Origin of the sequence: Microbulbifer elongatus, from assembly GCF_021165935.1 — a bacterium.
GTDB classification, from domain to species: domain Bacteria; phylum Pseudomonadota; class Gammaproteobacteria; order Pseudomonadales; family Cellvibrionaceae; genus Microbulbifer; species Microbulbifer elongatus.
In genome coordinates this window covers 810,520-833,057 of sequence record NZ_CP088953.1, presented here as the reverse complement: position 1 = coordinate 833,057, position 22,538 = coordinate 810,520, and the positions used below count along the sequence as shown (strand labels likewise).

Genomic DNA, 22,538 nt, shown 5'->3' with positions numbered 1-22,538 from the left:
CTGTGTACAATATTGGGCGATAAATTGTGCGAACCGCATTATACAGGGAGAGGATCATGTTTCCGCGTTCAATCACCCACCGCCTCCTGGCCACCGCCGTTGCCGCCTCTTTGACCGCCGGTATCGCTGGCTGTGCGGTCAACCCGGTCACCGGCAAGAAAGAGCTGTCGCTGATGTCCCAGAGCCAGGAAGTGGCGCTGGGTGAACAGCAGTACCCTCAGGCACAGCAGACCCAGGGTGGTGAATATCTTGTGGACCCGACCCTGCAGACCTATGTTTCCCGCGTCGGTCAGAAACTGGCGCGGGTCTCCGATCAGCCCAATCTGCCCTACGAGTTCGTGGTTCTGAACAACTCCACCCCCAATGCCTGGGCGCTGCCCGGTGGCAAAATCGCCATCAACCGCGGTCTGCTGGTGCTGCTGGAAGATGAAGCCGAGCTGGCGGCAGTGCTCGGCCACGAGATCGTCCACGCCGCCGCCCGCCACTCCGCGGCAGCCATGTCCCAGCAGCAGATCCTCGGCGCGGGTATCGCCATTCTCGGTGCCACCACCCAGAATACCGCTTATGGCGACCTTATCTCCCTGGGCAGCCAGTTCGGCGGCTCCGCCTATATCGCCAAGTACGGTCGCGACAACGAACTGGAATCCGATGAATACGGCATGAAATATATGGCCGCGGCCGGCTACGATCCCCAAGGTGCGGTACGCCTGCAACAGAAGTTCGTCGAGCTGTCCAAGGGCAAGCAGGCAGGCGGACTGGATGCACTCTTCGCCAGCCATCCACCGTCGCAATCCCGGGTAGACGCCAATATCGCCCACGCGAAGAAACTCGGCGGTGGTGCGACCAACCGCAGCGAATACCAGCGGGCCATTGCGCAGCTGAAGAAAGATGCGGATGCCTATAAAAGCTACGATCAGGCGGTAGCCGCAGTACAGAAGAAGGACTACGACCGCGCACTGACCCTGACCCGCCAGGCGCAGAAGCAGCAGCCGAAAGAAGCAGCATTTTATGCACTGGAAGGAGATCTGCTGGCGCAAAAGAAACAGTACCAGGCGGCACTGAAATCCTACGAGACCGCAGTACAGAAAAATCCCACGCTGTTTTCCAACTGGCTGATGCGCGGCATGCTCAATGCGCAGCTGAATAACTACACCGCCGCCGAGCGGGATCTGCAGCGCTCCACCAGCTATCTGGATACCCCCCATGCGCACTACTACCTGGGGCAGGTTTACGAAAAACAGGGCAACACCAAAAACGCCCTGAGCCAGTACCAGATTGCCGCCAAGTCCTCCGGCGAGATCGCCACCAAAGCACAGGCGCGGGTGCAGGCGCTGGGCAATCAGGGATAAGCCGGGATAAATTTATCCGGCACAGAAACAAAAAAAGCGGGCGAAGAAATTCACCCGCTTTTTTTGTACTGGATTTCCCGAAAGGAAATTACAGCTGGACGGTTACGCCCAGGCTGAAGATGTCCAGATCGTCAGCGTCTCCGTTCGATCCGTATGCAACCTTGCCTGCAACGTTGCGATTGAAGAAGTGAGTCGCCTTGAATTCGTAGGACTCGTTTTCGTCATACGCAGCACCGATAGAGGTGTTCTCATTGAAGTAAAACTCTAATTCGCCACCCCAGAACAGGTCTGCTCCGTCTACGTCAACCAGCGCCAGTTCTGCCGTCAGATACTGACCGCCCGCCAGCGCGGTAAAGTATTTGGAAGAAACGCTGCGGTAGTCAAACTCATCATCCACTTCGGCGGTAAAACCGATGTAGTCGGTTCCGCTCAGCTGGTGATTGTATTGACCGCGGAAAAACAGCACGGTGTCCTGGTCTTCCGGCTTAACGGCTTCCACCTCGGCCAGGAAGTTTGGAGTAAACAGGAAGCCTGCACCAACGCTGTAATCGGTAGACACATCGTTATCACGCAGCTCACCGAACAGTTTCCACTGACCAGTGTAGTACTCGCCGCCGATATTCAAAGCGTCGCTGTCACCGCCATCAAAATCTACGTAGTCAAAACCACCGTAGATATTGGAAACCGGCAGGATATAGTTGAATTCCTTACGTGGGCCCAGCGTCTCCAGTGCGCCGAAATAGTACTGAGACTGAAAGCTCAGGGTGTCGACGTCAGCACTGCCATAATCAGCGGAAGTGTAATCAACATCGGTAAAAGAATTATATTGTTCTGCGGAGGCAACCGCAGAAACCAGCATCAAAGGAAGAGCTGCAAACTTGAACTTCATAGAAGTGTTCCCTGTTTCATTTACATCTGTACTTTCGTACCCGTCCGATTTGCCCGTCTGGCTTCTCTCTCAAACAAGCCGGGGCAAATTCGGCGCGGATTCTAAGTGCAGGAAAATTTATGTGCAACGAAAAGAATTAATTGCGACGGACGTCTCAAATACAATTTGATTTCGGTAGTTTAACTACCATCGCAACGACATAGTGCCGGAGTGCAACTGAATAAAAGCTGAATGTATCCGGTGCGGCTGAAGCGACGGAAAATGGCGCGTGGAACACTGCTTCGGTAAGGCAGGGTGGTTAATGTTTGTGGTTTGGCATTACCAAACAACGAAACAATTCCGGTAATCGATTCTCAATTAAAACTGGTACAAGTGGTGACTACGAAAATAAAGGGCCGTAAAAACGGCCCTTTGTAAAAATAAATTCGGAGTACTTTCAGTAAATCCGAACTTAGTGTTTCCGGCTTGGGGGAACGGCAGGGGTATTCAACGCATATTTTTCTCATTGCCGTGACGAATATCAGCGCCCTGTACCAGATATACCACCTGTTCACAGATGTTTTTGGCGTGGTCGCCGATCCGCTCCAGAGAGCGCAGAGTCCACAGCACATTCATGACCCGGGAGATGCTGCGCGGGTCTTCCATCATATAGGTGACCATTTCGCGGATAGCGCTGCGATAATCCATATCCACCTGTTCGTCTTTGGCCAGGGTTTCCATGGCCGCTTTGACGTCGAAGCGGGTGTAGGCATCCAGCGCATCGTTCAGCATCTTGCGCACCGCGTTGGCGATATGACGAATCTCGGTATAGCCACGCGGCGCGGTGCCTTCATCGGTCAGCGCAATGGCCATCTTGGCGATCTTGCTGGCCTCGTCACCGACGCGCTCCAGATCGCGGGCGATGCGGATCACCGACATCACCATGCGCAGGTCGGACGCCGCCGGCTGGCGTTTGGCGATGATCAGGGTCGCGTGCTCGTCCACTTCCATTTCGCAGCGGTCGATTTCCTCTTCCACCTGCAAAACCTTCTCCGCCAACTCACTGTCGGCGTTGGCGAGGGCTTCTACGGCATCGGCCACCTGGCGGGTGACCAGGCCACCCATTTCCAGCATTTCCGTCTTGAGGCTTTCAAGATCTTCGTTGAACTGGCGGGAGATGTGTTGATCGAAATGCATATCCATAACGTTTTGTGGGCTCCCCCCAACCTTAGCCGAAACGGCCGGTAATGTAGGCTTCGGTGAGATCATGTTCCGGATTGGTGAACACTGTCTCGGTGTCATTCACTTCCACCAGTTTGCCGAGGTGGAAGTAGGCGGTGCGCTGGCTGACCCGCGCGGCCTGCTGCATGGAGTGGGTGACGATGGCGATGGTGTAATTCTCACGCAGCTCATCGATCAGCTCTTCGATACGCGCGGTGGCAATGGGGTCCAGGGCCGAACAGGGCTCATCCATCAGGATCACTTCCGGGCTCACGGCGATGGCGCGGGCGATACACAGGCGCTGCTGCTGACCACCGGAGAGTCCGGTGCCGGGCTTGTCCAGGCGATCCTTCACCTCGTTCCACAGACCGGCGCGGCGCAGGCTGTTCTCCACAATCTCATCCAGTTCCGCGCGGCGGCTGGCAATGCCGTGAATCTTGGGGCCGTAGGCGACGTTGTCGTAGATGGATTTGGGGAAGGGATTCGGCTTCTGGAACACCATGCCCACGCGGGCACGCAGGGGCACCACGTCTACTTTGGGGCCGTAGATGGCTTCGCCGTCCAGGCTCAGTTCACCCTCCACGCGACAGCCTTCGATGGTGTCGTTCATGCGATTGAGGCAGCGCAGGAAGGTGGATTTACCACAGCCGGACGGGCCGATCATGGCCACCACCTGATTGCGGCCGATATCCAGGCTCACATCGTGAATGGCCTGGGTCTCACCGTAGAACACGTTGACGTTGCGCATGCGCAGTTTGGCATCGTCGCAGAAGGGGCTGCCGACAGTTTCAGCAATATCGGCCGGGCTTTTCACTGCCTGGTTTTTCACTGTTGGGGACTCCGCAGCCGGTTGGGTGGCTTTGTCTTGCGCCGGTACGGCTTCGCCGGCGTTCAGGGTCATGGTACTCATGGCTCTTTCTCGATTCGCTATCTTAGCATTCACAGGTAACGGCACGCGTTACCAGCGGCGTTCAAGTTTTTTACGCAGCCACACTGCGCAGGTATTCATGGTGATCAGGACTGCCAGCAGTACCATGATCGCGGCGGAGGTACGCTCCACAAAGGCGCGCTCGGGGCTGTCGGCCCACAGGAAGATCTGTACCGGCAGAACCGTAGACGGGTCGGTGATACCGTGGGGCACGTCCACGATAAACGCCACCATACCGATCATCAGCAACGGTGCGGTCTCACCCAGGGCCTGGGCCATACCGATAATCGCACCGGTGAGCATGCCGGGCATGGCCAGTGGCAGCACGTGGTGCAGTACCACCTGCATGCGCGAGGCGCCCATGCCCATGGCCGCCTCGCGAATGGAAGGCGGCACGGACTTCAGCGAGGCGCGGCTGGAAATAATGATCGTGGGCAAAGTCATCAGGGTCAGTACCAGCCCCCCCACCAGCGGCGCCGAGCGCGGCAGTTCGAAGAAGTTGATAAAGATCGCCAAGCCCAGCAGGCCGAATACGATGGACGGCACTGCGGCGAGGTTGTTGATATTCACCTCGATCAGATCGGTCCAGCGGTTCTTCGGTGCGAATTCCTCGAGGTAGATGGCTGCGGCCACGCCGATGGGGAATGACAGCGTCAGGGTCACCAACAGGGTGAACAGTGAGCCAACTAACGCCGCGCGGATACCCGCCTGTTCCGGCTCGCGAGAGTCACCGTTGGTAAAGAAGGTGGTGTTGAAGCGCTTTTCCAGCTCGCCACTCTCGCGCAGCGCCAGAATCCATTGCGCCTTCTGCTCGGAGGTACGGCCGAGGAAGCCGTCTTTGGATTTGGACAGGCTCTTCACGTAGGTGTCCACATCATCGTCGGCGTTGAACCACAGGGTTTCGGTCTTGCCCAGTAGATCCGGGTTCTCCTGCAGGCGCTCGCGCAGTTCAAAGCCGGCGCCGTTGGAGACAAGAGAGTAGAGTTCGCGCTTGTCGCGGCGGCTGGTGACATCCGGGAAACGCTCGCGCAGAGCGCTGCGAATCACCGCATCGAAGTTGGCCCAGGCCAGGCTCTCCTCGTCCACCGTCTCGATGCCAAGGGTGGCCGGGTCATAGGTCACTTGCAGCTGGATATCGGTCTGCACAAAGGCACTGCTGCCCTTGCTGATGATATCCGTAAACAGCACCAGCACCGCCAGCACACCGAAGGCAATACTCGCGATCCCGAACCCGCGGAAGATTTTTTCCTTGCGGTGACGGCTGGCGAGCCGCGCGGCGATACGCTCGCGCACCTGGGTTTGAGTTAGATCAGTCATACTGTTCCCGGTATTTTTTCACTACGTGCAGGGCGATAAAGTTCAGAATCAGGGTGCTGATAAACAGCATCAGGCCGAGGGCAAACGCGGCGAGGGTCTTGGGACTATCGAATTCCTGGTCGCCCACCAGCAGGGTCACGATCTGCACCGTTACGGTGGTTACCGACTCCAGCGGGTTGGCGGTGAGATTGGCGGCGAGACCCGCAGCCATCACCACAATCATGGTCTCGCCAATGGCGCGGGAGACCGCCAGCAACACACCGCCGACAATGCCGGGCAGGGCAGCCGGAATCACCACCTTGCGCACGGTTTCAGATTTGGTGGAGCCGAGTCCGAGAGCGCCGTCGCGCAGGGACTGGGGTACCGCGTTGATCACGTCGTCGGACAGTGACGATACGAACGGAATAATCATTACCCCCATCACCAGGCCGGCGGCCAGCGCACTCTCGCTGGATGCTTCCAGTCCGACGGACTGGGCCACTTCGCGCACGAAAGGTGCCACGGTAAGCGCGGCAAAAAAGCCGTACACCACCGTGGGGACACCGGCGAGGATTTCGATCAGCGGTTTGGCGAACGCGCGCACTTTTTTGCCCGCGTATTCCGCCAGATAAATGGCCGACATCAGGCCCACCGGCACTGCCACAAACATGGCAATCGCGGAAACCATCAGCGTACCGGTAAACAGGGGTACCGCACCGAAGGCGCCGCTGGAGCCCACCTGGTCCGAGCGCAGGGCCATCTGCGGGCTCCAGTGCAGGCCGAACAGGAATTCGGTCACCGGTACCGACTGGAAGAAGCGCAGGGATTCGAACAGCACCGACATCAGAATGCCGACGGTGGTGAAAATCGCGGCGGAGGCACACACCAGTAAAATAACGCGCAGTACCTTTTCCACCTTTTCCCGGGCGCGCATGTCCGGGGAAATACGCAGCAGGGTGTAGGCAGCAAGGCCAGCCGCCAGGATCAGGGTGATTGCGGTCTGCATCCACTGACCGCGCTCGCGCAGGCTGAGCAGGTGATCTGCGGCCGCCCGGATCTGTGGGCTGGTGTCCCCGATCAGATTGCCGGCGGCGAGGTTCTGAATCTGTGCGTACAACAGGTTCTGGCCGGAGATGGAATCCGGCTTGTCGGCAATACCGCCCAGCACCAGGGCGCGGATGATGGCATCGTCAAACACCAGCCAGAAGCCCAGGATGATCAGGGCCGGCAGGCCACACCATAATGCGGTGTGCACACCATAGTAGGTGGGTAGTGAAGCGAGGCTGCGCACACCACCGCGACTGCGGGCAGCGGCGATGGCACGACTGAAGCCAGTGCCATAGGCCACCAGAACCAGCAGCAACAGCAGGGCGAAGAGTGTGGGGGTCTGCATCGATTCGCTCGGAATTATTTCAATGGGTAAAAAACGCTGGCCATTATCCGCGGTTGTGGCGGTAAATCCATGGTTTCGGAAAAGCGTTCTTTATATACGTAAACGGCCAAGCCTCTCTGTAACAAAAAGGCTTGGCCGGTAACTCCATCTACCAGGGTCAGGCGGCGTTATTTCGCTGCCAGATTACCCAGGGCGTTCAGCTTGCGCACATTGGTGGCAACCTGCTGACGCTTGGCGTCGGGCAGCGGGATCATGCCTTTGTCGGCCAGATAACCTTCTTCGCCCCAGGCGCGATCATTGGTGAGTTCCGCCAGGAACTGTTTGATGCCGGGCACCACGTCCACGTGGGCTTTCTTTACATACACGAACAGCGGGCGGGAAACCGGGTAGCTGTTATCGGCGATGGACTCAAAGGTAGGCTCCTGACCTTCGATCACGGAACCCCGCACCTTGTCCGCGTTCTGGTCGAGGAAGCTGAAGCCGAAGATACCCAGGGCATTGGGGCTGGCCACCAGCTTGTTCACGATCAGGTTGTCGTTCTCACCGGCTTCGACATAGGCGCCGTCTTCGCGCACATTGTGGCAGATCGCTTTATAGGCGTTTTTGTCGGAAGACTTCTTCGCCGCAATCCAGTCAAACTTCTTGCAGCCGCCTTCCATCGCCAGTTCGGCGAAAGCGTCGCGGGTACCGGAGGTCGGGGGCGGGCCCAGTACTTCGATTTTGGTGGCCGGCAGGGTCGGGTTTACGTCCTTCCAGGTTTTGTAGGGGTTGGCAACCAGAGTCTCAGAGCCGTCGGGATTCGGCACGTCTTTGGCCAGGGCCAGGAAGATGTCCTTGCGGGTCAGCTCGAATGGCGCGGACGTCTTGGCATTGGCCAGAACGATGCCGTCGAAACCAATCTGCACTTCCACCACGTCGACGCCGTTGTCGTTACACATGTCCAGCTCGGACTGTTTGATACGACGGGAGGCACCGGTGATGTCTGCGGTACTCTCGCCGACACCCTGACAGAACAGTTTCATGCCGCCGCCGGTACCGGTGGACTCCACAACCGGGGTCTTGAACTGGGTGGCGCGGCTGAAGCGCTCGGCAACCACGGTGGTGAACGGGTATACGGTGGACGAGCCCACGATGCTGATGTGGTCGCGCGCCGCCAACGCAGCACTGGACGCTGCGATGGTCACGGCCGCGAGGGCGGAAGCCAGTACTTTTTTGCTCGCAGAACGGTTGTTCATGATTTCTCCAGAAATGGTCGCGAATTGGTCGAGAATTATTCAGTAGTCTCTGCACGCGGCGCATGCTATTTCGAACTGGTGACGATTCTATGAATGTAAGGTTACAAACAGATTACAGCCGTGAACACGATTTATGACTCTGGCGTCAACCCTGGTCAGCCCCTGAGGCGCACCCGGAACTGGCGCAATTTCTGACCGACAGGTAGGCTCTTCCCCATTAATAACAAACAAAAAAGATGGTTTGAGAGACCTTCCATGAAGTTTCTACTAAGCAGTGCCGATGCCCTGGACAAATTTGCCAGCCGCTGCGGGCGCATTCTGGGCTGGCTCACCCTGGCCATGGTGGTCATCCAGAGTCTGGTGGTCGCCCTGCGCTACGGATTTGACGGGGGCTCCCTGGCCTTGCAGGACGCAGTTGCCTATCTGCACGGCGCCGCCTTTATGTTGGGGCTCGCCTACGCACTGCAGGCCAACGCCCACGTGCGTGTGGATGTCATCTACCGGGCGCTCAGCACACGGGGGAAAGCCTGGGTAGACGCGGTGGGATGCCTGGTCTTCCTGTTGCCCCTGTGTGCCTTTATCGGCTTCGGCAGCTGGCAGTTCGCCGCCAGTAGCTGGGCAGTACATGAAACCAGCAGCAGTGCCGATGGCCTCGGTGGTGTCTATCTGCTGAAAAGCCTGATTCCGCTGGCTTCTTCCAGCCTCGCGCTACAGGGCCTCAGCCAGCTGGCGCGGGCGCTCTGTACGCTGATGCAGGTAGAACTCGGGAGTGCCCCAGGCCCGGCATCCGCTTGCCGCCCCCATAAACCTGCGGTTGAACCCGCACCGGAAAAGCCCCGGCCACTGGTACGGGAAGTGGCACCGGGATTCGCGCGGGAGGTGGGCGCATGATGGAGCTGATTCCCCTGCTGATGTTTGTCGCGGTCTGCGGAGCCCTGTTAATGGGGTATCCGGTCGCCTTCACTCTGGGCGGTACCGCTTTGCTGGCCGCAGGTCTCGGCATCGTCGCCGGGATATTCGATGCGGAATTGCTGAAGGCCTTTCCGGACCGGCTCTACGGCATTATGCAGAATGGCACCCTGATGGCTGTGCCCCTGTTCGTTTTGATGGGAGTCATGCTGGAGCGCGCGCGGATTGCCGAGGAACTGCTGGTCAACCTGGCGCGGGTCTTTTCCGGCATTCCCGCGGGCATGGCGGTTTCCGTGGTGGTGGTGGGTGCGCTGCTCGCCGCCAGCACCGGCATCGTCGGCGCGACGGTGGTGACCATGGGGCTGATGTCCCTGCCCACCATGCTCAATCGCGGTTACTCTCCGCGACTGGCTACCGGCACTATCTGTGCCACAGGCACTCTGGGTCAGATCATCCCGCCGTCCATTGCCCTGGTTCTGCTCGGCGACACTCTGTCCAATGCCTATCAACAGGCACAGTTGAGCCAGGGAATTTTCAACCCGAAACCGGTCAGCGTGGGCGACCTGTTTATGGGCGCGATTATTCCAGGCCTGATTCTGGTGGCCGGCTACATCCTCTACCTGTTGCTGATCGCCCGCCGTGAGCCCGCCGCAGTGCAGGCGGACAGAGAAGAGGTGGAGCTGCTGCAGACCCTCAAGAGTCTGGCGCCGCCCATTGCGCTGATGCTGCTGGTGCTCGGCTCCATCATTACCGGTGCCGCCACCCCGACGGAAGCGGCGGCGGTGGGTGCCCTGGGGGCCGGTATTCTGGCCTGGGGACGGGGCGCGCTGAACTGGGCGCGGGCCGGCGAGGTCGGGCAGAGCACCCTACAGGTGACCGCCATGGTGTTCGCCATTCTGATCGGCGCCTCGCTGTTCTCGCTGGTATTCCGCGGCTTTGGCGGTGAGGAAGTGGTCACGCACTTTTTCGAGAGCCTACCCGGGGGCATAGTGGGGGCGACCCTGCTGGTGATGCTGGTGATTTTCCTGCTGGGCTTTATCCTCGACTTTATCGAGATCACCTTTGTGGTGGTGCCCATTGTCGGGCCGGTACTGCTGGCCATGGGGCTGGACCCAGTGTGGCTGGGTGTGATGATTGCGCTGAATCTGCAGACCTCGTTCCTCACTCCGCCGTTCGGTTTTGCGCTGTTCTACCTGCGCGGCGTGGCGCCAGTAGAGGTGGCCACCGGGGCTATCTATCGCGGTGTGGTGCCATTTATCGCGATCCAGCTACTGGTCATGTGCCTGCTGGCATTGTGGCCTGCCTTGGCGACCTGGCTGCCGGCGTATGTCACCTCGTGATAAATCCAATGGCCAGGCGCCCGAACCAGCAGAAAATGCCGCGGGTGGCGGCAAATTCACCCATTCAGGACTGGCTAATTAGTACCCAGATTGTGCTAGAATGCGCCACCCGGCCAAGGTGACTCCGTTTGCACTACCGGGCCAATAAATCTAAGAATTTGTGAGCAGCCGCGATGTCCGCCATTGATGAAGAACCGCAACCCAGCGGTACCCTGACCCTCCAGACCCAGTCCATGCCCCGTGACACCAACCCCCAGGGCGACGTGTTTGCCGGCTGGCTGATGTCACAGATGGACGTGGCCGGTGCCATCCTCGCCCAGAGCATCGCTCGCGGCCGTGTCACCACCGTCGCCGTCGGCAGCATGGTCTTCCTGCGCCCGGTACCTGTGGGCTCCACCGTCAGCTGTTACGCGGAAGCGGTTGAAGTTGGACGATCGTCTATTAAGACCATGGTGGAAGTCTGGCTGACCCGGGTGGATACCGGTGAGCAGGTGAAGGTCACTGAAGGGGAGTTTGTCTTCGTCGCCATCGATGATCGCGGACGCACACGGCCACTGCCCTGAACCTGGAAGCCGGATCAGCGCTACGCATTGGGGCGGTTCGGCCTCAATGCATGCCGCCGGCGTCCGGCAGCACGACACCCATCTCGCGCAACTGCGCCGCCAGACGCGGATCTCCGGTTTCCCGCCAGCGCTGGAACAGCTGCAGGATATCCGTCGCGTCCATTACCCGATCCCGTCCACACACCGTCGCCACCAGCTCCAGTAACCGCGCAAAGCGCTCGGCCAGTTCGCTGAATACCTGGCGATTGTCGCGCGCATTTTCCCCCAGATAATCGTAAGCACCGCCGCCCATCCCGATAAAGTAATCCCGACTGATCCCCCGACGCGCGTAGTTTTCCGGAAAGAGCGCACCCATAAACAGGGCCAGGTCGCCAAGCTGACGCAGGATCAGGCACCGGTGGTAATGGCTGTCTACCTCAACCGCGTCGCGATACAGCAACGCCAGCGGTCGCACAGACACTTCGCCCTGGTCGTAACTGAACACCTGTGCACTGTCACCGAAGCGCGCGAGCAGGCTGCCCAGATACCATAGCGTCTCTTCCCGCGGGCGCGGATCCAGGTCAACAGCCCCGGCCTGCAGGCGCTCGCGAAAGAAGTCAGCCAGAGTTTGCTCAAAGGTGGTTTGCGATACGGATGGCATCAGCTCCTCCTTCTTCAATACGTCACTACAAATATAAATCTGCCTTTATCCCGTTTCTATTTTTTGCCTACGAATTTTTATAAAAATTTTTTATAAAAAAGTGGTTTTCTCCCCCCTTGAAAATTGTTGGAGCGCTCCTATTTTCGCGATTGTCGGAAGGACAAACCCTTCCCGGCGACCAACCTTTAACATTGAAACATCCAAATGCTTATTGGGAGGAAATCCGATGAGTATCAAACCGCTCTACGACCGGGTGGTTGTGAAACGTCTTGCCGCGGAAACCACCACCAAAGGTGGCATCGTTATTCCGGACAAGGCCGCTGAAAAACCCACCCAGGGAGAAGTGATTGCCACAGGCGACGGGGCTCAGCTGGACAATGGCGAGCTGCGCCCGCTGGCAGTCAAGGTGGGAGACCGGGTGCTGTTTGGTCAGTACGCCGGCACCGAAATTAAACACGACGGCGAGACGTACCTGATCGTGAAAGAGTCCGACATACTTGCCGTTCTGGACGAGGTGAATGAAAGCACACAGGAGAAAGCCGCATGAGCGCCAAAGTAGTCAAGTTTTCTGACGATGCCCGCGAACGCATGCTGGCGGGCGTGAATATTCTCGCCGACGCAGTAAAAGCCACCCTGGGGCCCAAGGGCCGCAATGTGGTGCTGAGCAAAAGCTTCGGCGCACCGCGCGTGACCAAAGATGGCGTGTCCGTTGCCAAGGAAATCGAGCTCACCGACAAGTTCCAGAATATGGGCGCGCTGATGGTGAAGGAGGTCGCCTCAAAAACCGCCGACGTCGCCGGTGACGGCACCACCACCGCCACGGTTCTTGCCCAGGCCCTGGTGCGCGAGGGACACAAGTCCATTGCCGCCGGCATGAACCCCATGGACCTGAAGCGCGGTATCGATACTGCGGTAAAAGCCGCGGTAGAAGAGTTGGCGAAATTGTCCAAGCCCTGTGACGACACCAAGTCCATCGGCCAGGTCGGCACCGTATCTGCCAACTGGAACGAGGATATCGGCAAGATCATCGCAGAAGCCATGGAGAAGGTCGGCCGCGACGGTGTCATCACCGTGGAGGAAGGCAAGTCCCTGCAGAACGAACTGGAAGTCGTCGAAGGCATGCAGTTCGATCGCGGTTATCTGTCGCCGTACTTCGTCACCAACCAGGAGAAGATGCAGGCGGAGCTGGATAACCCCTACATCCTGCTGTTCGACAAGAAGATCAGCAATATCCGCGACCTGGTGCCGCTGCTGGAATCCGTCGCCAAGGCCGGCCGTCCGCTGGTGCTGATTGCCGAGGATATTGAAGGCGAAGCTCTCGCCACCCTGGTGGTCAACAGCCTGCGCGGCACCATCAAGGTCGCAGCGGTGAAAGCGCCGGGCTTTGGCGATCGCCGCAAGGCCATGCTGGAAGACATTGCCATTCTCACCGGCGGTACCGTCATCTCCGAAGAAGTCGGCCTCACCCTAGAGAAGGTCGAGCTGGAGCAGCTGGGCAGTGCCAAGCGCGTCGTAATCAGCAAGGACAACACCGTGGTCGTGGATGGCGCCGGCGACAAAACCGCCATCGATGGCCGCGTGAAACAGATCCGCGCGGAAATCGAAAACTCCACGTCCGACTACGACAAGGAGAAACTGCAGGAGCGCGTGGCCAAGCTGGCCGGCGGTGTTGCGGTGATCAAGGTCGGTGCCGCCACCGAAGTGGAAATGAAGGAGAAGAAAGACCTGGTGGACGACGCCTTCCACGCGACCCGCGCAGCGGTGGAAGAGGGCATTGTGGCCGGCGGTGGTCTGACCCTGGTGCGGGTTGCCGACAGCCTGCGCAAGAACGGCCTGCAAGGTGCCAACGACGATCAGCAGGTGGGTATCAATATCGCCCTGCGTGCGATGGAAGAGCCTTTCCGCCAGATCATCGCCAACGCTGGTGTCGAAGGTAGCGTGGTGCTGAATAAGGTCCGCTCTAACGAGAGCGCCAATTTCGGCTACAACGCCCAGACCGGAGACTACGGCGATATGCTGGAGTTCGGTATCATCGATCCCGCCAAGGTCACGCGCTCTGCGCTGCAGAACGCGGGCTCCATCGCGGGCCTGATGCTCACCACCGAAGTCATGGTGGCCGACAAACCAGAAGAGAAAAAATCAGAGCCCGCGGCAGACGCCTACGACTACTGATTTTTCAATAGACCCATCCCCAGTGCTTTTCTGTTGGGGGCCGCAAGGCCCCTTTTTTCTAAAGAAAAACAGATCCCGTCAATCAAATACCCCGCCCCTCCGCCAGGGTCGCACTCAGGGCCTGCTTACTGATCTCGTTGACCCGGGATGAAAGTTTCAGCAACAGGTTGCGTAGAAAGTCGTGGGTGATACTGGCAGACTCTGCGATCGGCTTGAGGCCGAGAAATTGCATGATTTTCTTCACCAGCAACGCCACCAGACTTACCGAGCCAACCAGCAGCTTGACGCCGCTGTTCAGAACCATGGCCAACTGATCCATCAGGGTGAAATAGGTGGTGGCAGTAAAATTGATGATGCGACCGGCAAACTCCATACACTTTTTCACCACGTAGATGATGGCATCATTCAGCCATTCGATGGCCGACATTGTCTGCCCGATGACCGCCTTGGACCGCAACCAGGCTTCGACGCCGCTATCGGTGCGGCCGGCCGGGCGCATAGCTCGAATGGCTTCCCAGCTCTTGTCTTCTACCGAGTCCTGATAAAGTGCCATATCGTGGTAGGTTTTCCACGGCACCAAGCCCGGGGAAGGCAAAAAGAAATCGCGATCGGTGCTGGGTGTGTGCACGAAGGGCCAGATGGGGATACAGGGCACAATATCGGTGCGATGGTAGGCTCGAAAGATATTGTCATCACTCAACAGACGGGTGCACTGCTCAGAAAAGCCGATCAAGCCCACCCGAGGACTTCCGAAAGAGTAAAGTTTTGGAAAATGCGCCGTGTGTTTGCGTACCCACTCCGCAGCAATCGTGGCCAGCGCGCCACCGAGACTGTGTCCCAGACAATGGACACGGGTACCGGCCGGCAACCCGTTCACGAAAACGGAAATCTGCGGCAACATTGATTGGAACGCTTTGTTGAACCCGTCGTGAACCGGCTGGCCACTCGCGGAGGCAGACAGGGTGAGGTTGAGGTTTGTCAGCCAATCCGCCAGATATTGTGTACCCCGAAACAGGATGAAAGCGTGGCCCTTCAGGTTGTTCTGGCCCAGAAGCAGGAACCCGAATGCCGTCCTAACCTTGATAAACCCCGGCCCGCCGGTCTTTCCTTTCAGCATATTCTCTTCATAAAACGACAGGTTACCGCCGTATTTATGATTCAGGTGGGTAATGGCATCTTGCAGAACCGGGAATTTGGTCAGGGCGTATACTTCGCTGGACAGACTGGCGGCCTGTTCCGGAGTCAACTCTATCATTAGAAAATATCCTTTTTAGCGTCAGGCTCTACATCCCACTTACACTTGGTAATGAATGGCTGCCGATCCACATTGATCACCTCATCGTCCTGAGTGAGCTCGCAGGTCACCACAAGGGGTTTCCCGCGCGATTCCGCATTCTCTTCACGCTTTCGCTTCACTCCAGACCAGATTTTGTATTCCTGATCGTTGTAAATCACGTTGATCAGCTGACCGACTACAAATTCCTGAGGAAGAAAATTCACCACATGCCGGGCATAGACACCGGGCATTTCAAAATGGCCAGTGTTATCCGTGACTACTTCATCCTGATTTTTACTCTGATAATCGGTAACCCTTATCACTCTGGCACCGACAGCAGGCTTTCCCTCGAAAAGAATCACACCGGATATCGGCGAAAACGTGCAAACCTTCCCCGCATCAAAAATAGACATAGACGATGCTGTCCCTGAAATACAAACCAATAAAACGCACAGAAATAAATTGCGTAACATTATCGTAATAACCTGTAACCCGGATCGGCTTGAACCAATCCATGTGCGCGAACTATCGCTGCATATTAATAACCCTATAACCAATGTCAAAAATATAAAATGGTGTCAGAGTCAATTTCCAAAATATGAACCATAGTACCAATTGATGAATCAATAGGTGGGCTTAACACGGTGAGAACGAGGGGAAAACGTGCCGACTGAAGATGATAGCGATATAGATTTTAGTCGGCACGCTTGGGGGGAAAGCGATGGAAGGCGGGGTATTATTCCGGCACTCTGTTCCGGGTTTTGTAATAGGCTTCTTCACTGATCCGGTGGTACGGAATCACTTGTGACTCAAACTCTCGGAAGGCTTTGTACACGCGGTTGAACTGAGGATCTTTCGCGGCAGTTTCCTGCATGATGTCCTGATTGATTTTTTTCAGGTGCGCAATGACGTCGTCTGGCAGTCTTCGCAATTCCACCCCATGTTCTTCTCGCAGCTCTTTCAGGGCCCGATTATTGCGCGCGGTGTATTCGTCGAGCATATCCTGGTTGGCGTCGCGGGCGGCGGTGCGCACGATGGCCTGCAGGTCTGCGGGCAATTTCTCGAAAGCGGTTTTGTTGATGATGATTTCGAGGATTGAGCCGGGCTCGTGCCAGCCGGGGTAGTAGTAGTATTGGGCGATCTGGTGGAAGCCGAAGGCGAGGTCGTTGTAGGGGCCGACCCATTCGGTGGCATCGATCACACCAGTCTGCAACGCGGTATAGAGTTCACCACCGGGGATGGTCACAGCAGTGCCGCCGGCGCGGTTCAGTACTTCCCCACCGAGACCGGGAATGCGCATCTTGAGGCCTTTCAGGTCTTCGACGGAATTGATCTCTTTATTGAACCAGCCCGCCATCTGCACACCGGTGGAACCGCCGGCCATGGGAATCAGGTCAAACGGTGCGTAGAGCTCTTCCCACAATTCCAGCCCACCGCCGTAGTGCAGCCAGCCATTCATTTCCTGGGCATTCAGCCCAAAAGGTACCGCGGTAAAAAACTGGGCTGCGGGGATCTTTCCTTTCCAGTAATAGGCGGCACCGTGACCCACCTGGGCGGCACCGCTGGAGACCGCACCGAATACTCCCATGGCCGGGACCAATTCGCCGGCGCCGAAGACTTTTATTTTCAGGCGGCCGTTGGACATGGTTTCGACATTGTTCGCGAAGCGCTCCGGGGCACTGCCGAGACCGGGGAAATTTTTGGGCCAGGTGGTGACGAGTTTCCACTCGAAGGTTTGCTGGCCCGAATTTTTCAGGTGAGAGTCTTCGATGGAGGTGACGGTCTGAACCTGGTCAGAGCGGGACACCACCAGTGCGCCGAAGGTAAGCACCAGTAGGGCGAGCAGGCCGAGGATAACGGGGGGATACCAGTTTATTTTTTTCATGTCCGTTTGATTTTTATTTTTCGTTTTAATGCGTCATCCCGGACATGATCCGGGATCCAGCGGGAATGGCAGGGTCTTTGAGGTTACTGCCGATTCTGTGGTTTCTGGATCCCGGATCCAGTCCGGGATGACGTTGTGGCGTAAATATACCGTTGTCGATCGTGGTTACAGGGGCTGTAGTTTTGCCATGGATACTACCAGCCATTTGGCGCCGGCGTCGTCGAAGTTGACCTGCACTCTTGCGCGGGGGCCGCTGCCTTCGAACTGCACTACGGTGCCTTCGCCGAACTTGGCGTGGTCCACGCGGCCGCCGAGAGCCAGCGGTGGCAGCTCGTCATCAAATTCCGGCGCCGGGTCGGAGAACTGGCCTGCGCCACCGCCGAATTTGCCCCAATCTTTTCCATAAGAGTTGGGCTGAAATAGCGGCTTGGAGACTTCAGTTTTGAGCCGCACCTCGTGGATATACTCCACCGGAATTTCACTCACAAACCGCGACGGCTTGTTGTAGGTCTCACTGCCAAACAGGCGGCGGCTTTCCGCGTAGGTGATATACAGCTTCTGCATGGCGCGGGTGATCCCCACGTAACACAGACGGCGCTCCTCCTCCATGCGCCCGGGTTCCTGGGCAGACATCTTGTGCGGGAACAGGTTTTCTTCCACACCGGCCATAAACACCAGCGGGAATTCCAGACCCTTGGCGGAGTGCAGGGTCATCAGCTGCACGGCGTCTTCAAACTCATCTGCCTGGCCTTCGCCGGCGTCCAGCGCGGCGCTGTCGAGGAACTGGTTGATCAGTGGAATTTCTTCCTCGTCCACCGCCTCGCCATCGGCGTCCACGGTGGGCAGGCCGTCGAAGCCGCGACAGGCGCTCACCAGTTCCTGCAGGTTTTCCACCCGGGTCTGGCCCTTTTCACCTTTTTCCTTGCCGTGGAAATCGATCAGACCGGTCTGCTCGATGGCCAGCTCGGCGATATGGTCGAGGGTCTTGTCGGTGCTTTCTTCGTCCAGCGCGTCGATCAGGCTGAGGAAATTGGCCAGGGCGTTGCCGGCGCGGGCGGCGAGGACTTTCTGTTGCAGCATCTTCGCCGCGGCGTCCCACAGGGAGCAGCCGTGCTCACGGGCAAACTGGCGTACGGTATCCACGGTGCGCGCGCCGATGCCGCGGGTGGGGGTATTCACTACCCGTTCGAAAGAGGTGTCGTCGTGGCGGTTGGTGATCAGGCGCATATAGGACAGCGCATTCTTGATCTCCATGCGCTCGTAGAAGCGCTGGCCGCCATAAATGCGGTAAGGCACCTGTTCCCGCAGCAGGCCTTCTTCCAGCACCCGTGACTGGGCGTTGGACCGGTAAAGGATCGCGATGCTTTCGCGGCGGTTGCCATCGCGCACCCAGTCCTGAATGCGTTCGACGATAAAGCGCGCCTCATCCTGCTCGTTGTAAGCGGAATACAGGGAAATCGGCTCGCCCTTGTCGCCTTCGGTCCACAGCTCCTTGCCGAGGCGCCCGCTATTGTGGGCGATCACCGCGTTGGCGGCATTCAGGATGGTACTGGTGGAGCGATAGTTCTGCTCCAGGCGCACCGTCTGCACGTCTTTCAGATCCGCTTCGAAGTGCTGGATATTCTCGATCTTGGCCCCGCGCCAGCCGTAGATAGACTGGTCGTCGTCTCCCACCGCAGTGATCGCGCATTCATCACCGGCCAGCAGGCGCAGCCAGGCGTATTGAATGGTGTTGGTATCCTGGAATTCGTCTACCAGAATGAAGGGGAAGCGACGGCGGTAATGGGCGAGGATGCTGTCGTTGTTCAGCAGCAGCTCGTGGGCGCGCAACAGCAGTTCGCCAAAGTCGACCACACCGGCGCGCTGGCACGCCGCTTCATAGGCGCTGTAAATTTGCACCATGGTCTGCAGCCAGGGGTCGCCGGTCAGCTGAATGTACTGCGGGCGAATCCCCTCATCTTTCTGTGCACCGATCCACCACTGGGTTTCCCGCGGTGACCACTTCTTCTCATCCAGCCCCAGCTCGTTCTGCACCCGCTTGATCAGGCGCAGCTGGTCATCAGAATCGAGAATCTGGAAGTTTTGCGGCAACTTCGCTTCGGCCCAGTGGGCGCGCAGCAGGCGGTGGGCGAGGCCGTGGAAAGTGCCCACCCACATGCCGAAGGTGTTCACCCCCAGCAGTTCCTCGATACGCCCGCGCATCTCCCGCGCGGCCTTGTTGGTAAAGGTTACTGCCATAATGGAGTAGGGCGACGCCCCCTCCACCTGCATCAGCCAGGCGATACGATGCACCAGCACCCGGGTCTTGCCCGAGCCGGCGCCGGCCAGAACCAGTTGATTGCCCGGCGGCGCCGCGACGGCTTCGCGCTGGGGGTCGTTGAGGGGGTCTAAGAGTTCAGATACGTCCATGGGGCGGATTGTATCAGGGGTAGGTGGAGAACTGGGTATATAAACAGGGTTTTGAACCACTGAAATTCGACGCGAAGGCCCTGATGCCGGGTCTGTCTGTGCGAGACCTTCCGCGAGAGGGACCTCGCGGAAGAGCCCCCAAGGATGGGTTGAGGGGGGGCGCCTAGCCCGTGCTCGCACAGACATACCCGGTAGCAGGGCCGCCACAGGACTAGTACCAGGCCAATGGAAGGCTCGCCAGCACCCCGCCATGCCGCTAAACTGCACAGCTTGAACCAGAGAAGGTGTTGTCGTGAAGCCAGCGGAAGTCACGCAAAAGATCAGCGAACAGCTGAGTTCCATGCGCAAATCTGAGCGCAAGGTTGCAGAATATATCCTCGCCAATCCCGGCGAAATCATTCATATGCGGATCGTCGATCTCGCCACCGAAGCCCAGGTGAGCGAACCCACCGTGGTGCGCTTCTGCCGCGCGGTTGGCTGTTCCGGCTTCCAGGAATTCAAGCTCAACCTGGCCCAGCAGCTCGCCTCCAGCCCCAGTTTCGGCCAGATCGCGGTCACCGAAACCGACACCATCGCCGAATACAAACGCAAGGTGTTCGACTCCACCGTCGATACCCTGCTCAATGTGCGCGACAAGATCGACGGCCGCGCTCTCGAGGCCGCCGTGGCAGCCATCGCCGCCTCCAAACGGGTGGAATTCTTCGGCTTTGGCGCCTCCGGTGCCGTGGCCGCCGACGCCCAGCACAAATTCTTCCGTCTGCAGATGGCCACCGCCGCCCACTCCGATCACCACATGCAGAGTATGTCGGCCATGAGCATGCAACCCGGCGACGTGGTGGTCGCCATCTCCCAGAGTGGCCGCACCTCCTCGTTGCTGCGCTCCATGGAAATGGCCAAGGCGCAGGGTGCCATCGTCATTGGTCTGGGCCCCAGCGGCTCCCCTATGACGCGTCAGTCAAGCATCCCACTGGAAGTGGACGTGGAAGAGGACATCGAGCTGTACACACCACTCTCCTCCCGTATCGCCCACCTGGTGGTGATCGATGTACTCGCCATCGGCGTGGCCCAGCGCAAAGGACCACAGCTGCAGGAGCACCTGCTGAAGCTGAAAAAAGGTCTGTATAACCTGCGCGAGGAAAAGCACTAAACGGGACGGCAAATGCACGGAAGCAGCGACCAACCGCCGGAAAACTCCCGCGAACATCGGGATCTTGGCCTCCCCGAAAAGCGCCTGATTGTGGTCGCGGCGCTGACCCAGGGGTTCGCGCTCTATGCGCTCAAGTTTTTCGATGCCGTAAACCATTGGGCACCGATGTGGCAGTTCATCTGTTACACCGTCGCTATTGCCATCCCGCCGCTGGTGATTGTCACCATTGCGCCACGCCTGGCGCGGGGTTACTGGTGGGTCATTGCGGGCTACAGCGCCGTGCTCGCCCTGCTGGCCAGCTACCGGGGGTACCAGTGCACACCCAAAGATACGATACAGTGCGGCTGGCCCCACGATTTCTGTATTGCTGTCGGGATTGCGACCTTCATCGTCGCCTTTCTGTTGCGTGCCAGCGCCAGCGGCACAGAGCGGCTGCTACGACCCGGTTATCCGGCGCTGTTTCATTACTCCTGGGATATTGCCCTGACTACCGGCCTCACGCTGGTGTTTACCGGTATCTTCTGGCTGATCCTGATGCTGTGGCAGGCCCTGTTCAAACTGGTGGGCGTGGCGTTCTTCGCGCAGCTATTTGAGCAGGACTGGTTCTTTTACCCGGTTACCTGGCTGGTCGCCGGTTGCGGCGCCATTCTGTTCCGCGCGCAGCAGAGCTTTGTTCTCACCCTCAAGCGTCTCCTGCGTACCATGCTGGTGGCACTGTTGCCGTTACTGGCGGTTCTCACCATCGTGTTTCTCGCCACCCTGCCATTTACCGGCCTACAGCCCATCTGGGATACGGGTCGCGGCAGTGCCCTGTTGCTGTGGCTGGTGGCACTGCTGCTGTTCTTTACCAACGGTGTCATCCAGGACGAGTTCCCGTTCGCCCGCTACCCCGGGTGGATCAACCGGGTACTCCTATTGGCCCTGGTACTGGCACCGTTTTACACCGCCTTTGCGCTGTATGGCCTAACCCTGCGGGTGCAGCAGTATGGCTGGACACCGGAGCGACTGTGGGGCGGGGTGGTCACACTCACCCTGGCGCTGCTGGCACTCAGTTACAGCCTCTCGATTCTGCGCTGGCGCAGTCACTGGGCGGAGCGGTTGCGGCGGATCAATACCGGGCTGGCACTGTGGGTGCTGGCGATTTGCCTGGTAACCCAGTCACCGCTGGCCAACTTCTGGCGCATCAGCGCCGACAGCCAGGTGGCGCGACTGGCGGGTGGAGAGGTGGCGCTGGCGGATTTCGATTTCTTCTTCCTGCGCAACAAACTGGGGCGGCCGGGACTGGAGTCACTTCAGGCGCTGCAGTCGCTATCGGTCGTCCAGCAGGATAAAAAAGTCGCAGCACACATCGAACAGCTGCTGAATACAAAGGATCTCACCTGGGAGCTGCGTGAAAACCCGCTGCAGATAGAGGCCCGGGAGCGGGAAATGCGCGAGATTCCGGTACTTCCCGAGGGCGCGCCGCCTCCCCCGGACACTGCCCAGTTACAGCGGGATAGCCGGCGCTGCCAGGCAGAACAGCAAAACTGCCTGTGGCTGGTTCAGGATCTGGATGGGGACGGGAAACCCGAGTATCTGTTGTTTACCCACGGGTCCCGCAGCGATGGCAACCACTGGTTGCACATTAAAGCGCACACGTCCGGGCAAGAAGGGTGGCGACTGGTTTCCAGTAGCAGGCGCAATACAGAACTTTCGTTCGAGGAACTGCAACGGAAGCTTTCGGGCGGTCAGTTCAATCTGCGCCCCCCGCGCTGGCAGAGCCTGTATCTCGGTGATGAACTGCTGTTCGACCCGACCCAGTAGACTGCTGACTGCCCGTATCCACAAAATAAGCGCCACTGTCATGGAAACCACGAGGCGAGGCGGCTACCATGCCCCCGCCCGCCGCTGCCTGCGCTAAGGCCAGC

Annotated in this window: 19 protein-coding genes; 8 read left to right on the top strand and 11 right to left on the bottom strand. The window is 58.5% G+C overall.

The window, feature by feature from the left end:
* The first annotated feature begins 56 nt into the window (after positions 1–56).
* Positions 57–1,349 carry a M48 family metalloprotease gene (locus LRR79_RS03390; RefSeq protein ID WP_231759007.1) on the top strand — a complete coding sequence of 431 codons (1,293 nt, stop codon included), beginning with the start codon at positions 57–59 and terminating at the stop codon, positions 1,347–1,349.
* Positions 1,350–1,437: 88 nt separating this feature from the next.
* On the opposite strand, the gene LRR79_RS03385 is transcribed toward LRR79_RS03390, so the two are convergent.
* From LRR79_RS03385 to LRR79_RS03360, 6 genes are all read right to left on the bottom strand, one after another.
* Positions 1,438–2,238, bottom strand: coding sequence for a putative porin (locus tag LRR79_RS03385; RefSeq protein ID WP_231759006.1), 801 nt, complete (start codon positions 2,236–2,238; stop codon positions 1,438–1,440).
* A 486-nt stretch (positions 2,239–2,724) separates the two neighbouring features.
* The gene (phoU, locus tag LRR79_RS03380; RefSeq protein ID WP_231759005.1) at positions 2,725–3,420 is read right to left on the bottom strand and encodes a phosphate signaling complex protein PhoU; all 696 of its coding nucleotides are present in this window, start codon (positions 3,418–3,420) and stop codon (positions 2,725–2,727) included.
* A 25-nt stretch (positions 3,421–3,445) separates the two neighbouring features.
* Complete coding sequence (gene pstB, locus LRR79_RS03375; RefSeq protein WP_255875126.1) at positions 3,446–4,186, bottom strand: phosphate ABC transporter ATP-binding protein PstB; 741 nt, start codon at positions 4,184–4,186, stop codon at positions 3,446–3,448.
* A 210-nt stretch (positions 4,187–4,396) separates the two neighbouring features.
* The gene (pstA, locus tag LRR79_RS03370; RefSeq protein WP_231759003.1) at positions 4,397–5,683 is read right to left on the bottom strand and encodes a phosphate ABC transporter permease PstA; all 1,287 of its coding nucleotides are present in this window, start codon (positions 5,681–5,683) and stop codon (positions 4,397–4,399) included.
* Positions 5,676–7,055 (bottom strand): phosphate ABC transporter permease subunit PstC, encoded by a 1,380-nt coding sequence (gene pstC / locus LRR79_RS03365; RefSeq protein ID WP_231759002.1) that lies wholly within the window; start codon positions 7,053–7,055, stop codon positions 5,676–5,678. Before pstC ends, pstA begins: the two co-directional genes overlap by 8 nt.
* A 167-nt stretch (positions 7,056–7,222) precedes the next feature.
* The gene (locus tag LRR79_RS03360; protein ID WP_231759001.1) at positions 7,223–8,290 is read right to left on the bottom strand and encodes a PstS family phosphate ABC transporter substrate-binding protein; all 1,068 of its coding nucleotides are present in this window, start codon (positions 8,288–8,290) and stop codon (positions 7,223–7,225) included.
* 255 nt (positions 8,291–8,545) lie between these two features.
* Here LRR79_RS03360 and LRR79_RS03355 point away from each other — a divergent pair, with 255 nt between their 5' ends.
* The 3 genes from LRR79_RS03355 to LRR79_RS03345 all read left to right on the top strand — a co-directional run bounded on the left by LRR79_RS03355 (position 8,546) and on the right by LRR79_RS03345 (position 11,102).
* Positions 8,546–9,181 carry a TRAP transporter small permease subunit gene (locus LRR79_RS03355; RefSeq protein ID WP_231759000.1) on the top strand — a complete coding sequence of 212 codons (636 nt, stop codon included), beginning with the start codon at positions 8,546–8,548 and terminating at the stop codon, positions 9,179–9,181.
* Positions 9,178–10,539 (top strand): TRAP transporter large permease, encoded by a 1,362-nt coding sequence (locus LRR79_RS03350; protein WP_231758999.1) that lies wholly within the window; start codon positions 9,178–9,180, stop codon positions 10,537–10,539. Before LRR79_RS03355 ends, LRR79_RS03350 begins: the two co-directional genes overlap by 4 nt.
* Before the next feature lie 173 nt (positions 10,540–10,712).
* Complete coding sequence (locus LRR79_RS03345; protein WP_043319902.1) at positions 10,713–11,102, top strand: acyl-CoA thioesterase; 390 nt, start codon at positions 10,713–10,715, stop codon at positions 11,100–11,102.
* Between the two features lie 43 nt (positions 11,103–11,145).
* On the opposite strand, the gene LRR79_RS03340 is transcribed toward LRR79_RS03345, so the two are convergent.
* Positions 11,146–11,742 carry a hypothetical protein gene (locus LRR79_RS03340; protein WP_231758998.1) on the bottom strand — a complete coding sequence of 199 codons (597 nt, stop codon included), beginning with the start codon at positions 11,740–11,742 and terminating at the stop codon, positions 11,146–11,148.
* Between the two features lie 226 nt (positions 11,743–11,968).
* Here LRR79_RS03340 and groES point away from each other — a divergent pair, with 226 nt between their 5' ends.
* Entirely contained in the window at positions 11,969–12,289 is a 321-nt protein-coding gene (groES, locus tag LRR79_RS03335; protein ID WP_231758997.1) for a co-chaperone GroES, read from the top strand.
* A complete protein-coding gene (groL, locus tag LRR79_RS03330) occupies positions 12,286–13,914 on the top strand; it encodes a chaperonin GroEL (RefSeq protein WP_231758996.1) in 1,629 nt (542 codons plus the stop codon). Before groES ends, groL begins: the two co-directional genes overlap by 4 nt.
* 82 nt (positions 13,915–13,996) lie before the next feature.
* On the opposite strand, the gene LRR79_RS03325 is transcribed toward groL, so the two are convergent.
* The 4 genes from LRR79_RS03325 to uvrD all read right to left on the bottom strand — a co-directional run bounded on the left by LRR79_RS03325 (position 13,997) and on the right by uvrD (position 19,484).
* The gene (locus LRR79_RS03325) at positions 13,997–15,169 is read right to left on the bottom strand and encodes a lipase family protein (RefSeq protein ID WP_231758995.1); all 1,173 of its coding nucleotides are present in this window, start codon (positions 15,167–15,169) and stop codon (positions 13,997–13,999) included.
* Positions 15,169–15,603, bottom strand: coding sequence for a DUF6795 domain-containing protein (locus LRR79_RS03320; RefSeq protein WP_231758994.1), 435 nt, complete (start codon positions 15,601–15,603; stop codon positions 15,169–15,171). Before LRR79_RS03320 ends, LRR79_RS03325 begins: the two co-directional genes overlap by 1 nt.
* Positions 15,604–15,926: 323 nt before the next feature.
* The gene (locus LRR79_RS03315; RefSeq protein WP_231758993.1) at positions 15,927–17,075 is read right to left on the bottom strand and encodes a TRAP transporter substrate-binding protein; all 1,149 of its coding nucleotides are present in this window, start codon (positions 17,073–17,075) and stop codon (positions 15,927–15,929) included.
* Between the two features lie 165 nt (positions 17,076–17,240).
* The gene (gene uvrD / locus LRR79_RS03310) at positions 17,241–19,484 is read right to left on the bottom strand and encodes a DNA helicase II (RefSeq protein ID WP_231758992.1); all 2,244 of its coding nucleotides are present in this window, start codon (positions 19,482–19,484) and stop codon (positions 17,241–17,243) included.
* A 292-nt stretch (positions 19,485–19,776) separates the two neighbouring features.
* On the opposite strand from uvrD, the gene hexR reads away from it, so the two are divergent.
* Together hexR and LRR79_RS03300 are read left to right on the top strand one after the other, a co-directional pair.
* The gene (gene hexR / locus LRR79_RS03305; protein ID WP_231758991.1) at positions 19,777–20,631 is read left to right on the top strand and encodes a transcriptional regulator HexR; all 855 of its coding nucleotides are present in this window, start codon (positions 19,777–19,779) and stop codon (positions 20,629–20,631) included.
* 12 nt (positions 20,632–20,643) lie between these two features.
* Positions 20,644–22,434 carry a DUF4153 domain-containing protein gene (locus tag LRR79_RS03300; RefSeq protein ID WP_231758990.1) on the top strand — a complete coding sequence of 597 codons (1,791 nt, stop codon included), beginning with the start codon at positions 20,644–20,646 and terminating at the stop codon, positions 22,432–22,434.
* The last annotated feature ends 104 nt before the right edge of the window (positions 22,435–22,538 follow it).

Bases quoted from the DNA above. Each gene is read 5' to 3' on its own strand.
- pstC (WP_231759002.1), bottom strand. From the start codon at position 7,055: ATGCAGACCCCCACACTCTTCGCCCTGCTGTTGCTGCTGGTTCTGGTG.
- LRR79_RS03345 (WP_043319902.1), top strand. From the start codon at position 10,713: ATGTCCGCCATTGATGAAGAACCGCAACCCAGCGGTACCCTGACCCTC.
- LRR79_RS03350 (WP_231758999.1), top strand. From the start codon at position 9,178: ATGATGGAGCTGATTCCCCTGCTGATGTTTGTCGCGGTCTGCGGAGCC.
- groES (WP_231758997.1), top strand. From the start codon at position 11,969: ATGAGTATCAAACCGCTCTACGACCGGGTGGTTGTGAAACGTCTTGCC.
- LRR79_RS03390 (WP_231759007.1), top strand. From the start codon at position 57: ATGTTTCCGCGTTCAATCACCCACCGCCTCCTGGCCACCGCCGTTGCC.
- LRR79_RS03385 (WP_231759006.1), bottom strand. From the start codon at position 2,238: ATGAAGTTCAAGTTTGCAGCTCTTCCTTTGATGCTGGTTTCTGCGGTT.
- pstA (WP_231759003.1), bottom strand. From the start codon at position 5,683: ATGACTGATCTAACTCAAACCCAGGTGCGCGAGCGTATCGCCGCGCGG.
- LRR79_RS03340 (WP_231758998.1), bottom strand. From the start codon at position 11,742: ATGCCATCCGTATCGCAAACCACCTTTGAGCAAACTCTGGCTGACTTC.
- LRR79_RS03300 (WP_231758990.1), top strand. From the start codon at position 20,644: ATGCACGGAAGCAGCGACCAACCGCCGGAAAACTCCCGCGAACATCGG.
- LRR79_RS03320 (WP_231758994.1), bottom strand. From the start codon at position 15,603: ATGTCTATTTTTGATGCGGGGAAGGTTTGCACGTTTTCGCCGATATCC.
- phoU (WP_231759005.1), bottom strand. From the start codon at position 3,420: ATGGATATGCATTTCGATCAACACATCTCCCGCCAGTTCAACGAAGAT.
- LRR79_RS03360 (WP_231759001.1), bottom strand. From the start codon at position 8,290: ATGAACAACCGTTCTGCGAGCAAAAAAGTACTGGCTTCCGCCCTCGCG.
- LRR79_RS03315 (WP_231758993.1), bottom strand. From the start codon at position 17,075: ATGAAAAAAATAAACTGGTATCCCCCCGTTATCCTCGGCCTGCTCGCC.
- LRR79_RS03355 (WP_231759000.1), top strand. From the start codon at position 8,546: ATGAAGTTTCTACTAAGCAGTGCCGATGCCCTGGACAAATTTGCCAGC.
- uvrD (WP_231758992.1), bottom strand. From the start codon at position 19,484: ATGGACGTATCTGAACTCTTAGACCCCCTCAACGACCCCCAGCGCGAA.
- groL (WP_231758996.1), top strand. From the start codon at position 12,286: ATGAGCGCCAAAGTAGTCAAGTTTTCTGACGATGCCCGCGAACGCATG.
- pstB (WP_255875126.1), bottom strand. From the start codon at position 4,186: ATGCGCAACGTCAACGTGTTCTACGGTGAGACCCAGGCCATTCACGAT.
- LRR79_RS03325 (WP_231758995.1), bottom strand. From the start codon at position 15,169: ATGATAGAGTTGACTCCGGAACAGGCCGCCAGTCTGTCCAGCGAAGTA.